This window comes from Undibacterium sp. Di24W (assembly GCF_049340325.1).
In the GTDB taxonomy this organism is placed as follows: domain Bacteria; phylum Pseudomonadota; class Gammaproteobacteria; order Burkholderiales; family Burkholderiaceae_D; genus Undibacterium.
This window is the reverse complement of sequence record NZ_JBMPOP010000007.1, coordinates 321389-335258: the sequence shown is the minus strand read 5'-3', so window position 1 is coordinate 335258 and position 13870 is coordinate 321389. Positions and strand designations below refer to the sequence as shown.

The 13870-nt window shown below is 45.7% G+C and carries 10 protein-coding genes; 7 read left to right on the top strand and 3 right to left on the bottom strand.

All coding sequences use genetic code 11. From position 1 onward, the window contains the following. On the top strand, window positions 1–124 hold a 124-nt coding region (locus ACO0KZ_RS16620; RefSeq protein WP_422997244.1), incomplete at its 5' end, for an integrase core domain-containing protein. Between the two features lie 49 nt (window positions 125–173). Here ACO0KZ_RS16620 and ACO0KZ_RS16615 read toward each other — a convergent pair. Further along, window positions 174–806, bottom strand: a complete 633-nt coding sequence (locus ACO0KZ_RS16615) for a TetR family transcriptional regulator (RefSeq protein WP_422997218.1) — start codon at window positions 804–806, stop codon at window positions 174–176. Between the two features lie 148 nt (window positions 807–954). Between ACO0KZ_RS16615 and ACO0KZ_RS16610 the strand changes: the two genes are divergently transcribed. From ACO0KZ_RS16610 to ACO0KZ_RS16590, 5 genes are all read left to right on the top strand, one after another. Then, window positions 955–2268: an efflux RND transporter periplasmic adaptor subunit gene (locus ACO0KZ_RS16610; RefSeq protein ID WP_422997216.1), complete on the top strand. Its 1314-nt coding sequence runs from the start codon at window positions 955–957 to the stop codon at window positions 2266–2268. A 75-nt stretch (window positions 2269–2343) separates the two neighbouring features. After that, entirely contained in the window at window positions 2344–5571 is a 3228-nt protein-coding gene (locus tag ACO0KZ_RS16605) for an efflux RND transporter permease subunit (protein WP_422997214.1), read from the top strand. Then, the gene (locus tag ACO0KZ_RS16600) at window positions 5568–6998 is read left to right on the top strand and encodes an efflux transporter outer membrane subunit (RefSeq protein ID WP_422997212.1); all 1431 of its coding nucleotides are present in this window, start codon (window positions 5568–5570) and stop codon (window positions 6996–6998) included. Before ACO0KZ_RS16605 ends, ACO0KZ_RS16600 begins: the two co-directional genes overlap by 4 nt. Window positions 6999–7301: 303 nt before the next feature. Beyond that, entirely contained in the window at window positions 7302–9002 is a 1701-nt protein-coding gene (locus ACO0KZ_RS16595) for an MFS transporter (RefSeq protein ID WP_422997210.1), read from the top strand. A gap of 172 nt (window positions 9003–9174) precedes the next feature. Continuing rightward, window positions 9175–11019 carry a DUF885 domain-containing protein gene (locus ACO0KZ_RS16590; protein WP_422997209.1) on the top strand — a complete coding sequence of 615 codons (1845 nt, stop codon included), beginning with the start codon at window positions 9175–9177 and terminating at the stop codon, window positions 11017–11019. Window positions 11020–11233: 214 nt separating this feature from the next. Here ACO0KZ_RS16590 and ACO0KZ_RS16585 read toward each other — a convergent pair whose 3' ends face one another. Beyond that, a complete protein-coding gene (locus tag ACO0KZ_RS16585) occupies window positions 11234–11635 on the bottom strand; it encodes a hypothetical protein (protein WP_422997207.1) in 402 nt (133 codons plus the stop codon). 312 nt (window positions 11636–11947) lie between these two features. Here ACO0KZ_RS16585 and ACO0KZ_RS16580 point away from each other — a divergent pair, with 312 nt between their 5' ends. After that, window positions 11948–12625 carry a hypothetical protein gene (locus ACO0KZ_RS16580; protein ID WP_422997205.1) on the top strand — a complete coding sequence of 226 codons (678 nt, stop codon included), beginning with the start codon at window positions 11948–11950 and terminating at the stop codon, window positions 12623–12625. A 43-nt stretch (window positions 12626–12668) separates the two neighbouring features. On the opposite strand, the gene ACO0KZ_RS16575 is transcribed toward ACO0KZ_RS16580, so the two are convergent. Beyond that, window positions 12669–13592, bottom strand: a complete 924-nt coding sequence (locus ACO0KZ_RS16575; RefSeq protein ID WP_422997203.1) for a methyltransferase domain-containing protein — start codon at window positions 13590–13592, stop codon at window positions 12669–12671. Between the last annotated feature and the right edge of the window lie 278 nt (window positions 13593–13870).

The window sequence follows — 13870 nt, the reverse complement described above, 5'->3', positions numbered from 1 at the left end:
TCTTGCCCAAGCACGAAAGCTTATCGCACAATCCATTCAAATTTATAACAACGAACGACCACACTCGAGTCTCAAAAACAAAACGCCCAATGAGGTTCATCGGGCGTGTTTGCAACACTTTTAGTTGCCAACTTATTTTAGGACTAGACACTGCCATCCGGCTGTTCAATGTTTTAAGATTTTAATAAGGGTGGTCGTGCTACCAATCCCGCCATCAATACATCAATCATGGTTTCTGCATGAGCAGATAGGTCATAAGCGCTTGTGTCGATTAACCATTCGTGCACTAGGCCAACTAAGAATGCATGATTGATCTGAACTGCGATGGCAATATCAGTATTGGCAGGCAAGATACCTTTAGCAACTGCTGCCTTGAAGATTTCGGCAATTTTGTCTATGCACTCTGCGCGACTTTCGCGCTCTTGAATAAAAAATTGCATCTCTGCGGTTTTTTCGCATCGATGAAAAATGATGTCAAACACCTTGGTTTGGCGCGGGTTAATAGTTACTTGGCGTAGAAAATGTAAATTTAATCGACGTATGGTGGCGATGGGGTCATCAATGGAGCTGCTCGTTATCTCAGTTAGCAAGGTTTCCATTGGTAAAAACGCGCGGTCACACAGGGCATGAAACAATTCCTTTTTGTCCTTAAAGTGCCAGTAAATAGCACCCCTAGTCATACCCGCAGCAACGGCAACATCATTTAAAGTCGTCTTAGAAACACCTTTTTCGCAAAACACCAGTTCAGCCGCATTGAGCAGAGCTTCATAGGTTTGTTGGGTGTCTTCTTTGGTCTTTCTGACCATGATAAAGGTTCCTTATCGAGTTGGTGAATGCGTCATCGTCACGTTATTAATTCTAATTATATTTGACAAATTTATTGAATCAAAACTATACAAACATTCGTGTATGTATATAATAGCACACCGCGATTATCATTTAAAGAGGAAATTCATGAGCAAGATCAACAATAAATTATTGACCAGTAATCGTCGTTCGACGGTTTTTCCATTTAAATTCAATAAGTTGGCTTTAGTGCTTGCTTTGAGTTTGCCGTTTTTGGGCTTGACCGCTTGCAATAAACAAGGTGGTGCCGGAGCACCTGGTATGGGCGCAATGCCACCGCCGGAAGTAAATGTGGTGACTTTGCAAGCCCGCAATTTACCAGTCGATTTTGAATACGTAGGACAAACCGCTGGAATACGCGAAACCGAAGTTCGAGCCCGTATCAGTGGCATTGTCGAGCAGCGAGTTTACGAAGAAGGCACGAAGGTTAAAGCGGGCCAAGTTCTGTTTCAAATCGATCCGGGCGCGTATCAAACGCAATTGGCATCTGCTGAAGCTGCTCTAGGTGTGAGTGAAGCAAAGCTAAATCAGGCAAAACGTGAGTACGCGCGTTTAGCACCACTGGCGAGTGAAAAAGCGATCAGTCAACGTGAATACGATGACGCGAAGTCGGCTTTGGAAATGGCTGAGGCGAGCTACAAACAAGTACGCGCACAGGTGAACGAAGCTAAGTTAAATTTGGGCTACACCAAAGTGGTCGCGCCGATTGCGGGTGTGACGGGTGTCGCGACGAAACCGAATGGCAGTTTAGTAACGCCGGCTGATAGCCTGCTCACGACCATCGTGCAAACTGATCCTATGTATGTCAATTTTAGTGTTAGCGAAGCAGACTATTTAAAATTGAACGCCGATTTGGCAAGTGGCAAATTGCAATTGCCAGGAAAACGCGCTGGTAACGGCAGCATGGACTTTGATGTCAAAGTCAAAATGGCAGATGGCACCATTTTCCCAACGGCGGGCAAGATGAATTTCTTGAGCGAGAAAGTCAATACAACGACAGGTGGTTTTGATGCCCGCGCTCAGATTGCCAATCCAAATGGGGCTTTGCGCCCAGGTCAATTTGTACGCGTGATGTTACAAGGTGGTACGCGTAAAGATGCGATATCAGTGCCGCAACGTGCTGTGATCGATAGTCCTATGGGTAAGATGGTATTTGGTGTTTCTCCTGATAATAAACTGGTGCCGCGTCCTGTTGAATTGGACGGTTGGTCACGTGGTGAATGGGTGGTCACTAAAGGATTGCAATCCGGCGAGCGCGTCTTGGTTGATGGTTTTATCAAAGCGCATGACCCAGGCATGACGGTGAAACCTGTAGCAATTGATGCTAAAGCATCGCCCGGTTCGCCGACAGGGCTAGCAGCATCGGCTCCTGCATCAGCAGCTTCAGCACCAGCAGCCAGTGCAAAATCCGCAGCGCACTAATCTTGCCTACGTATGCTGAGTCTTTTCAGCATGGTCAAGGTTTAGTGTGAGCCCAACAGGTTTTAAGGATAAATAATGTTTTCCAAATTTTTTATTAATCGACCGATCTTCGCGACCGTAGTGTCTCTGATTATCGTGATCGCCGGTTTAGCTGCCTTGCGCATCTTACCGATCTCGCGTTACCCCGAAATTTCACCCCCTGTGGTGAACGTGACGGCTTTTTATCCAGGCGCTTCTGCTGAAGTTTTGGAGCGTACTGTGGCTGCGCCGATTGAAGAGCAAATCAATGGCGTTGAGCACATGTTGTATATGGATTCGGTTTCTTCAGCAGATGGTCGCGTTTCAATTAACGTGACTTTCGAAGTTGGTACCAATCTAGATATCGCCGCCGTCAACGTCAATAATCGCGTGCGACAAGCCGAGGCGAAATTGCCGCAAGAAGTCCGTCGTCAAGGTGTGACGGTGTCGAAAAGTTCGTCTAACTTCTTAGTCGTCGCAGCGATTTATTCTGAAGATAATCGCTACGATAGTTTGTACTTGTCGAACTATGTAACTCAAAACGTTTTAGATGCAATTAAGCGTATTCCAGGTACGACGAATGTACAGGTATTCGGTGCCAAAGATTATGCGATGCGTATCTGGATGCGTCCTGATCGCATGGCGCAGTTAGGTGTGACAGTTAGTGATATTGCCAGTGCAGTGGGCGAACAAAATGCCCAATATGCCGCCGGTAAAATCGGTGCGCCGCCGAATAATACGGAAGAGTTGACCATGACGGTAACGGCAAAAGGTCGTTTGCTGGAACCATCTGAATTTGCGAATATCATTGTTAAGTCCGTCAGAGGTGGCAGCACGATACGCCTAAGCGACGTCGCACGAGTTGAATTGGGTTCTAAAGACTATAATTTGTATGGCCGAATTAATGGTCATCCATCTGCAAACATAGGTATCTTTTTACAGACTGGCGCAAATGCTTTAGATACACGTAAAGCTGTTGAAAAAACTTTCCAGGAATTAAAAGCAAAATTCCCAGAGGGTATGACCTATGCGACACCGTATGACACCACACCATTCGTCACTGAATCGATTTACGAAGTATTAAAAACCTTGGCTGAAGCGATGGTTTTGGTATTCATCGTAGTGTATGTATTCTTACAGAGCTGGCGTGCAACAATCATTCCAACCCTGGCAGTGCCGGTATCTTTGATCGGTACAATGGCTGGTCTTCACTTGCTTGGTTATAGCATTAACACGCTAACGCTTTTCGGTATGGTGCTGGCGATTGGTATTGTGGTGGATGACGCGATTGTGGTCTTGGAAAACGTCGAACGTTTGATGAACGAAGAGGGCATGTCGCCGAAAGAAGCGGCGATTGAGGCCATGAACGAAGTCACAGGTCCAGTTATCGCGATTGTATTGGTGTTAGTCGCCGCATTCGGTCCTATTGCTTTCTTAGGTGGTTTGGCGGGTGAGTTGTATCGCCAATTCTCAGTCACGATTTCTATCGCCGTTATTTTGTCCGGTATCGTTGCTTTGACTTTGACGCCCGCCTTGTGTGCCATTTTGCTGAAGCCAGGTGCGGAAAATCATAATCGTTTCTTCGATTGGTTCAATCACTCGTTTGCAAAATTGACTAAGCGTTATACGTCGGGTGTGACTTTCTTCTTAAAGCGTGCGGTATTAGGCGTGAGCTTATTCGTCGGCATGATTGCTTTGGCTGGTTTGTTGTGGAAAACCGTACCAGGTGGTTTGGTGCCTGATGAAGATCAAGGTTACTTTATCGGCGCTGCGATTTTGCCAGAAGGTGCCTCTTTAGAGCGTACCAATATGATGGTAAAACAAATGGAAACGGCTTTGGAGTCGAACAAAGATATCGATACGCGTTTTGCTTTGATCGGTCTCGATTTCTTGGGCGGTGGCGGTTTGAAGTCATCTGCTGCAACGATGTTCTTCCCATTGCGTCCTTGGGAAGAACGTAGTAAGTCTGCGAAAGATTTAGTCGGTGAATCATTTATGCGTACGGGTGGTATCAAAGAAGGCTTGCCATTGTTCTTTAGTCCACCAGCTATTCAAGGCTTAGGTCAAACCGGTGGATTTGAATTCTATTTGCAAAATAAAGGCGAAGGTGGCGTGAAGCGTTTGGCAGGTTTATTGCCAGCCTTGATTGCAGAAGCGAATAAACAACCAGAATTGGCAGGCGTAAAAACTTTGTGGCAAGCGAATTCCCCGCAATTATTCGTTGATGTTGATAATGAAAAAGCGCGTTCTATGGGCGTGGTTTTATCGGATGTCTACAATACTTTAGCAGCGACCTTGGGTAGCTACTATGTGAATGACTTCAATAAAAATGGTCGCGTCTATACGGTGCAGTTACAAGCAGAAGGGCAGTACCGCGCTAAACCAGAAGACATCGGTAATCTGTATGTACGTTCGACTAGCGGTCAAATGATCCCTATACGTGCTTTTACAACGACGAAGTTTATTACTGGCCCAGACTCCGTCCAACGCTTCAACGCTTTGCCCGCGATTAAATTACTAGGTGATGCGAAACCAGGTTTCAGTTCTGGACAAGCCATCGCTGCGATGGAAAGAGCAGCACAAGCAGTATTGCCAGCTGATGTGACTTACGATTGGGGCGGTGCATCGTTTCAGGAAAAACGTAGCAGCAATGCCGCTGGTCTGGCGTTGGGCGCGGGTGTCTTGATGATCTTTTTGATTCTCGCTGCGCAATATGAAAAATGGTCTTTGCCCTTCTCGGTTCTATTGGCAATGCCCTTCGGTATTTTTGGTGCCTTGCTAGCGGTGTATTTGCGTCACTTTAATAATGACGTGTACTTCCAGATTGGACTGGTCACCTTGCTCGGCTTGTCGGCGAAGAATGCGATTTTGATTGTTGAATTTGCGGTCATGAAAGTACACGAAGGTTATGCGCCCGTGGCGGCAGCGTTGGAAGCAGCACGCTTACGTTTCCGTCCTATTTTGATGACGTCTTTGGCATTTATTTTAGGTGTTGTGCCATTGGCGTTCTCGAGTGGCGCGGGCGCGGCAGCACGTCAATCTCTGGGGACGGGTGTGCTAGGAGGCATGATCGCGGCGACATTCTTAGCGATCTTCTTAGTGCCTCTGTTCTTTAAATTAATTTATGACCGTCGTTTCAAAACTTTAGATACCGACTTTGGTCATCCAGAGCACCACTATGCCAACGATCCATTTGACAGCCCGTTCAAAAAGCTGGGAGAAGCGAAAGTTGCAGAGACAAAAAAAGATGAAATCAGTAAAGAAAATAATGAGGTGAAATCATGAAATTAGGGAAGATTTTTCCTCGCTCAAGGCACTTGATCTTGTTGCCATTGGTGTTGAGTTTGAGCTTGGCGGGCTGTATTTCAGTTGGTCCAGATTATCAACGTCCGCAGTTAGATTTGCCCCAAGCCACAGTTGCACAAACAGCAAAGCAAGTCGATTTAAAAAACTGGTGGAAAGGATTGAAAGATCCTGTATTGGATCAATTGATAGCTGAATCACTCCAGCAAAATCAAGACTTGCTGATTGCGACAGCGCGTATCGACGAGGCGAAGGCGACAGCGGGCATCGCCATGGCAAGTCGTTTCCCGACAGTGGATGCGACCTTGGCAGCAAGTCGTTCCCGTACTAGTGAAAATTCAGGTAAGTTGCCATCGAATGCCAATCCGATTACGAAGGATTACCAGTTTGGTTTGAGTGCCGCGTACGAGCTAGATTTATTTGGTAAATTGAGTCGTGCTGATGAAGCAGCAAAAGCACGTTTGGTCGCAAGCGGTGCGAATCGTGGCACGGTGCATCTGAGTTTGATTTCAAATGTCGCGCAAACTTATTTCTCCCTGCGCGCTTTTGATGCCCAACTGGCATTTGCGGAAACGACAGTGAAGAGCCGTCAAGAAAACTTGAGTTTGCAACGTAAACGTCACGCTGCTGGTTCAATCGGTGATATTGACTTACATTACGCCGAATCGGAATTGGCAGCTGGCGAGATTAGTTTTAGCCAAGCCAAGCAGGCCCTACGTAATGTCGAATCGGCACTCGCAGTTTTGCTAGGGCGTTCACCAAAGCAAGTGATGAATCCAGAGATTGCGCGTGGTTTGACGATACAGCAATTGGTACAAAATTTGCCTAGCGCTGCTGAGTTGCCATCAGACTTGTTAGCGCGTCGTCCCGACGTTGCTGCTGCAGAGCAGGGATTGGTTGCTGCCAATGCAGATGTTGGACAAGCAAAGGCAGCGTATTTTCCTAGTCTGCGCTTAACGACTTCTTTAGGGCGTGAATCGCGCGTTTTGGAAGACTTATTTAGCCCTGCATCCTTATTGTGGAATGTCGCATCTAGCCTGGTGCAGCCCGTCTTTCGTGCGGGTGCGGTGGGGGCGGTAGTGGAAGGCGCAGAGGCGCGCAAACGTCAGGCGCTGGGGCAGTATGTGCAGACTGTACAAAATGCGTTCCGTGACGTGCATGACAGCTTGAACAATGCCGCGAGCAATGCAGAAATCGACGTCTCTACACAGGCGCGTTTAACCGCAGTTCGTGAAACTTACCGCTTATCGAATCTGCGTTACCAAAGCGGCTATAGCGCTTACGTTGAAGTCTTGAATGCGCAAAGAGATTTGATGCAAGCAGAGATTGCAGCGATTGATAGCCAACGTGCAAAGCTAAGTTCAGGTGTGGCTTTGTATAAGGCTGTTGGTGGCGGTTGGGGGCAATAGTCGTATTTGTTTGACGTTTTTTTGAGAAGCCGGACTGTAAAAGGTTCGGCTTTTTGCTTTTGCTAGATGCATTAGACCTTTCGTAGCGAGTCATTAGCTTAAGTAGGTGTTTGCAGTTTCGGTGTTGTGTACTGTTTTTTTTGAATGTAGTATCGAATTTGTTTTAAGAAATTTTGATCAGGCAATTCCAGTGCTTTTTGCTTAGCCGCACATCGTCTTACTATGGCGGGACAAGCGATAAAGAAAATTAAGAACCTCAGACGATACAGAATAGGCCAAAAAAAAGCGAAAGAGACAAGCAATATGACAAAACTTTCCCGCACTCCTTTTCCACGAGCCTTCTATGTCGCCAACGCGATGGAGATTTTTGAACGTCTGGCTTGGTATGGTTTCTTCACCCTGTCTTCCCTTTACATCACCAGTCCTACCGCACAAGGTGGATTGGGCTTTACCGATAACGAGCGTGGGTTTTTGCAGGGAATGATTCCTTTTCTGCTGTATTTGCTGCCAGTGATTACGGGTGCTTTAGCCGATCGATTTGGTTATCGTCGCATGTTCCTGATTTCCTTCATCATTATGTGTCCCTCATATTACTTGTTGGGACAGGTGCACAGCTTTTGGACTTTCTTTTTGGTTTTTTTCGCAGTCGCCGTAGGTGCCGCCTGCTTTAAGCCAGTGGTAGTTGGAACGATAGGGCGCTCAACGGACGATACCAATCGCGGACTCGGTTTTGGCGTGTTTTATACCATGGTGAATGTCGGTGGATTTATCGGCCCATTTGTCGCTGGTTATGTCCGAGCAGTGAGTTGGGATATGGTGTTTGTGATGTCGGCAATCTGGATAGGCATTAATTTTATTCCTGCTCTGTTTTTCTACAAAGAGCCTGAGCACGATAGTTATAAAGATCAACGTAGTTTGAAATTGGTTTTATTGGAAGTGCAGGAAGTATTAGGTAATGGACGCCTGGCTTTGATGGTGGTGCCTGCCATTATCGCCTTGATGGTGACGACGCGGATGGGGATCGCTTTCCAATACTATTTACTTGGTGTGGCAGTGTGGATAGGTTTGAATTTCTTGTGGACTGTCTTGTGTAAATCCGTGAGTGCATCAAATTCAATTGCCTGGTATCGCCAATCCGTACAAGTAGGTAACTTGCCTTTCGTTTTGTATTTATTGATTCTGACTGGATTTTGGATCGTCTATTTTCAGTTGTTTACCACTTTGCCCGTGTTTATCCGCGACTTCGTCGATACCAAAGATGTGGTGTCCGCCATCCAGCAGTATCTGCCTTCATGGCTAGATTTTGTGGCGGGAGTGAATGTCGATCAGCTTAGTGCCGCTTTACCTCCTTTGGCACAACAATATCATGTGGGAATGGATACGGCGGCACTGCGACAAATTGGTTTTGAACTGGTGAACTATAAAGTCATGATCCCTGATGCCGCGTTAAGACTCGGTTTAGTTGATTTACAGGCAGGTAGTGTGCAAGCTAAACAGCTAGCCGACATCTGGGCGCAACAATATCGCCAGGTGAATCCCGAATATATAGTGAATGTCGGTTTTGGTATGATCGTTCTGTGTCAGATAGCACTGAGTGCCTATATTCAACGATGGAAAGCTTTACCGATTCTGGTATTTGGTACCTTGGTTTTGAGTGCAGGTATTGCCATGTGTGGATTGGGCGCGAGCCTGACCATAGGTGGTTTTACGGTTATCTTTGCGGTCGTTGTGTTTTCCATAGGCGAAATGATCGCTTCTCCCAAAAGTCAGGAATACGTTGCTGCGATTGCGCCTAAAAGTAAAACCGCGATGTATATGGGTTATTACTTCGTCTCTCTGGCTTTGGGAAATTTGTTCGCTGGTTTGTTGTCGGGGTGGGCCTACACTGCAATTGCAAAAGAGATGCAGCAGCCACTTTTAATGTGGGGATTGTTTGCTGCGATTGGTGTAGTGACGGCATTGTGTCTATTAATTTTTAATAATTGGCTTAAGCGTAGACAATAGTGCACGTAGCAGTATCCTTGTCAATTGAACTTGCATTTTATTCCCATAAAATGCAAGTTCAAGTCGTGTTTGTTGCGCTTCATCTTACTTCGATTGACCCTGCTTTCTGCTGAGAGGATACTGCTTGTTCAGCCTCCTCATTTGAGCGGCAAAACAAATTTTTGGAGATAGCATGAAGAAAAAAATAATGGTTAATGCTTTATTAGTGGCATTGAGCGTCGGCGCTACAGGTTTGAGCGCAATGGTTGCAGCGGCTGAACAGCCATTAATGGTTGGTAATGGGGTTAGCTCTGAGTTTAGCGCCGAGCCTGCCACAGTGGTCGAACAAGCCTGGGTAAAGAAGAGCAATGAAAACGCCAAACTCTTACTTAATTTGATGGGTAAATATGCGCCAGAAGGTGCGGGAGGTCTTGGTGTTGATGGTTTGGATGAACAGATTACTGATATGTCTCGTGATCTGTTTGACGTGCGCAATAAAGAAAGCTTAGCCGTAATCGCCGAGTTACAAAAACGACTGAAACAAGAAACCCATCCCAAGATCAAACAAGATTTACAAATTTTGATCAACAGCGCGCAAGACAATATGCGTTCTGAAGCCTTAACGCGCCAACATTTTTTACCATTTCAAGATATCACTGGCATGATCTTTGGTGTGATGCGTCAAACATTAGATCCGCGTATTCCTAAAGAGCGCCAGCAAACTTTGTTAGTACGATTGAATAAATATGCAGGATTGACTAAGGGTTTTCGTCCTATTACCGAGCTCGCTAAAGAGCGCATGAATGAACGCTTAAAAGCCAATCCGAAATTGCTGGGGCCTTATAAAGGTGAAGTCGAGCAAGTCTTAAATAGTGCGCCCGCATTATTGACGGGAATGAAAGCTATGCTGCAAAAAAGTAGTTTGCAGGGCTGGGAAAAAACTTACGCAAGTCTAGAGCAGCAGCTAACTGCTTATAACTCTATGATCAAAACGGAAATTTTGCCACATGCGCGTACTGATCATAAATTGCCCGCCGAAGTGTATGCCGATAACCTGCGCCAGTTTGGCGTGGACATCGGCCCAGAAGAGTTAATCGCAAAAGCCCTGACTTCGTTCGCCGAGATCCGTAATCAAATGGCGATCACCGCAGGTATTCTGGCGAAAGAACGTAGTTTACCTGATGCAGATTATCGTGCGGTGATGCGTGAATTGAAAAAGCAGCAGATGAGCAAAGATCAGGTGATGCCTATCTATGAAGCTCGTCTGGCACAAATTGAAGACAGCGTACGCAAACAACATATCGTCTCTTTACCTGAGCGTAAAGCTAAAATCCGCCTCGCTACCGATGCGGAAAATGCGCAGCAACCGGCGCCGCATATGAGTCCACCACGTTTGATTGGCAATACCGGTGAATATGGGGAGTTTGTATTGACAACGGGGATGCCACCAGATGCAAGCGGTAAGGTCTTAAGCTTCGATGATTTTACTCATGAGAGCGCGACCTGGACTTTGACCGCGCATGAGGCTCGTCCTGGACATGAGCTGCAATTTGCCAAAATGATAGAAGCCGGTGTTTCTACGGCTCGTGGTATTTTTGCATTTAACAGTGTCAATGTCGAAGGCTGGGCTTTATATGCCGAAGCTGAGATGCAGCCATTTGAACCTATGGATGGTCAATTATTTGCGCTACAAGCGAGAGCGCAGCGCGCGGCACGTGCCTTCCTTGATCCCATGGTAAATTTAGGGCAAATCACACCCGAAGGCGTGAAGTCATTTTTGATGGATGAAGTCGGTCTGTCTGAAGGTATGGCGACGCAAGAAATGCAACGCTACACCTTCCGCGCACCGGGACAAGCGACTTCGTATTTCTATGGCTATCAACAGCTAATGGAAACACGCCAGGCAGCGGAAGTGGCATTGCGCAAAAAATTCAATCGCCAGGCGTTTAATGATTTTGTGTTGGCACAAGGCCTGGTACCTGCCAAGATTTTGCGTCAAGCGGTAATGCAAGAATTTGTGCCAGCTAGTATGAAATAACAAATAGCGTAGTGCGCACAATTTAGAGCAAACAAAAGCATGTGACCTTCAAAGTCACATGCTTTTTTTGCGCGCAATAACAAGTAAGGGCCAAGTAAGTCGCTTCAAGACCTGTGTAATCGAAATTGTACTGTCCCGCTTACAAACCTGGCTTTGAACTGCTTATTGCATTTGCGGTGGGCGTGCCGTCCCCAACTTTAGGTATTTTTGCCAGCTACTGAACAGTTTCTAAAGCAAAGACGTCTCTTTCCCCTTTTAAGCAGCCTTGCTCCTTGAGTACCTTGTTTAAGGCTAAGGTGGTTTGCAATTCACTGGCGGGAAAAAGTCGTTCTACATTTAAAATGGCTTTGCCTTCTTCCTTGGGATGGGCGCTGATTTTCGCAATATCATCGGCCTGGTCAAACAACTTACGGCAGCTCGCCATCGTATCGACACTGTCTGTTTCTAAAGTGAACTTCAATCGCATGCTAGGGCCTGATGTGCCTTTGGCGGGCATGCTTACTGCCACGCTTTTAGCACTTGGAAACAGCGTAATGGTATCTTTTAAAAGATAAATTTTGTAAACATAAAACAAAATGCCTAGTCCACAAAGTAGCAGAATGATCTTGCGTGTCATAGTGAAAATTCGATAATGAATATAATAAATATAATAAAAAGTTTAGCTAATTTGCTCTGAGCTTTTGTCTTTTTTGATTTGAATTGTGCGTAAAACGCAGTTTATCTGATTTTTCTGTGTGAGCCGTGAATGAAATAAGGCATACTCAATTTTTATATAAATCGATTTGATCGTCGAACGCAGAGATCAATACCGCAAACAACATTTTTCATGATGGTCATTAAGAATTTCGTTCAATTTTTTAGCGCGCTAATTAGTTTATTTTTTTTGCTTTTGTGCAGCTTCCAAGCACACGCGCTTACAGGCGCACCCTTGACTGTGGCGTGGAATGTCCGCCCACCATACCAATATTTAGAAAATGGCGTAGAAAAAGGCGAGCGAATAGAGCGCGTTAAGCAGATTTTTAGTTTGACTCGAATACCTTTTGTCCTGGTTCAAGAGCCACCAAAACGAATTTGGAGTCAATATGCCGCTGGCGTAAAGAACTATTGTTCTTTCGACTGGTATCGCTTACCTGAACGTGAAGCCTTAGTGCAATTTAGTATCACACTAGAAAAAAATACAGGCTACTCGGTATTGGCTAATGTGAATTCATACCCCAAGGTGGCCGCACATCCAAACCTAAAATCACTCTTATCTGATCCCAGCTTAACATTGGGTAGTGTGGATTCTGCTAGCTACGGCACTGAGCTCGAAGCGATGATTAAAGTCAGCAGAAACAAGCAGGAGCGCCACGGCGTTTTGCCGATGATTATGGCGCGTATGATAGGCGCCAATCGTGCTTCGTTCATGCTGATAGAAAAAGCAGCATGGGATTTTCTGAAAGACTCTGATTCTTATTTTCAACAAACACGCATCGTTGAAATGGATGGTATCCCAAAAGGGCTAGATAGTTACATTGTGTGTAGCAAGGATATTTCGACGAGTACTATGTCGAAAATTAATGATGCGATGCGTCAGCTATCAAAACAAGCGACGCAGGCCAAGTAATCGATCAACCAAAAACAGTATTTTGGTTGATCGATTATTTTTTTTAGCCGATGGCTAGCGATAAATGTTTAGAACGTAATTTCGCTGAAGATTTTAAAGTAACGCGCATCGCATTTTGCAGTGATTCAATGGAACCGCCGGCGCGATATTGAAAACTCACCTGCACGATATCACCGGCGACGACGTCGATTGGGTCTGGGATAGGCAATGCCATGTAATGATTAAGCCAGTCTATTGTCGAATTGTTTTCCATGACGATCGCCAAAATATTTTTGGTGACGAAGCGCAATGCACTTAATTGGCCAGCTGTTTCTATCGTGAATTGACCTTCCCATTCGATCAATAAGTCATTGGCCTGAGTAAAGTCGATGACTTTGTACAGCGCTGGTTGCGCCAATTCCACTGTGTCAGAGGTAAAAGCCCCCGGCAATTGAAACTGAATAATCGGTGCTTGATAACCCGAAAAATCATAGCGCTGTTGGAGTGGTTGCACTGCCATAACCACGGCTTCTGGAATGAAGACTGGCATTTGTCCAGGAAACTTTTCTGCATAACGTTGCTTAAAATTCTCGATGACTTCGACTTGTTTTTCGCGCAGCATGGCGACATGGATCATTTCGCAAATCACAAAATCCACAGGTTCCGGCGGCAAATATTCAAACGCATCCGCATGGATAACTTCAACCCGATCACCGTATTGGTTCATTGCTAATAGGCGACGTGCTTCGGCGACCATGTCTGGATTAAATTCCACGCAATAGACCTTAGATGCTGCCTGCGCCGCAAACCAAGATAAAACGCCCGTGCCTCCGCCGAGTTCCAATACTTTGGCGCCTTCAAGTACTTGTCGTTGTATCGCAGCTTTGAAATTGTCCATGCGATTCGCATCCATCAACATATTGTGATGATATTGCAGCGGGATAAATTGGCCTAAGTAACAGCTCTCAGCTTCGCGTTCGATTAACATGGTGTTCCTTCTTAATAGGGTGTGAGGTCGAAGGCTTAGGGTCTGTTTTCGTGCAAATCCTAGTATCCAGCGAGTCGGTAGTCTATTCAGCGTACCAATGCTATTAAATATAGTAAATAAATGCGCCGATGTAAGGATTATCGGATTTCTTGGTGGAAACAAAGGACGGAGATGCAGGGTGTTTCTGCTTCAATTCATGTTTTGTGACTGACCGATGTTGTCATTTAAATCCTAAAATCAAATTTCAATTGAATCTACGAAGATCTTCGTATATATTG

Bases quoted from the DNA above. Each gene is read 5' to 3' on its own strand.
- ACO0KZ_RS16585 (WP_422997207.1), bottom strand. From the start codon at position 11,635: ATGACACGCAAGATCATTCTGCTACTTTGTGGACTAGGCATTTTGTTT.
- ACO0KZ_RS16590 (WP_422997209.1), top strand. From the start codon at position 9,175: ATGAAGAAAAAAATAATGGTTAATGCTTTATTAGTGGCATTGAGCGTC.
- ACO0KZ_RS16605 (WP_422997214.1), top strand. From the start codon at position 2,344: ATGTTTTCCAAATTTTTTATTAATCGACCGATCTTCGCGACCGTAGTG.
- ACO0KZ_RS16600 (WP_422997212.1), top strand. From the start codon at position 5,568: ATGAAATTAGGGAAGATTTTTCCTCGCTCAAGGCACTTGATCTTGTTG.
- ACO0KZ_RS16595 (WP_422997210.1), top strand. From the start codon at position 7,302: ATGACAAAACTTTCCCGCACTCCTTTTCCACGAGCCTTCTATGTCGCC.
- ACO0KZ_RS16575 (WP_422997203.1), bottom strand. From the start codon at position 13,592: ATGTTAATCGAACGCGAAGCTGAGAGCTGTTACTTAGGCCAATTTATC.
- ACO0KZ_RS16610 (WP_422997216.1), top strand. From the start codon at position 955: ATGAGCAAGATCAACAATAAATTATTGACCAGTAATCGTCGTTCGACG.
- ACO0KZ_RS16615 (WP_422997218.1), bottom strand. From the start codon at position 806: ATGGTCAGAAAGACCAAAGAAGACACCCAACAAACCTATGAAGCTCTG.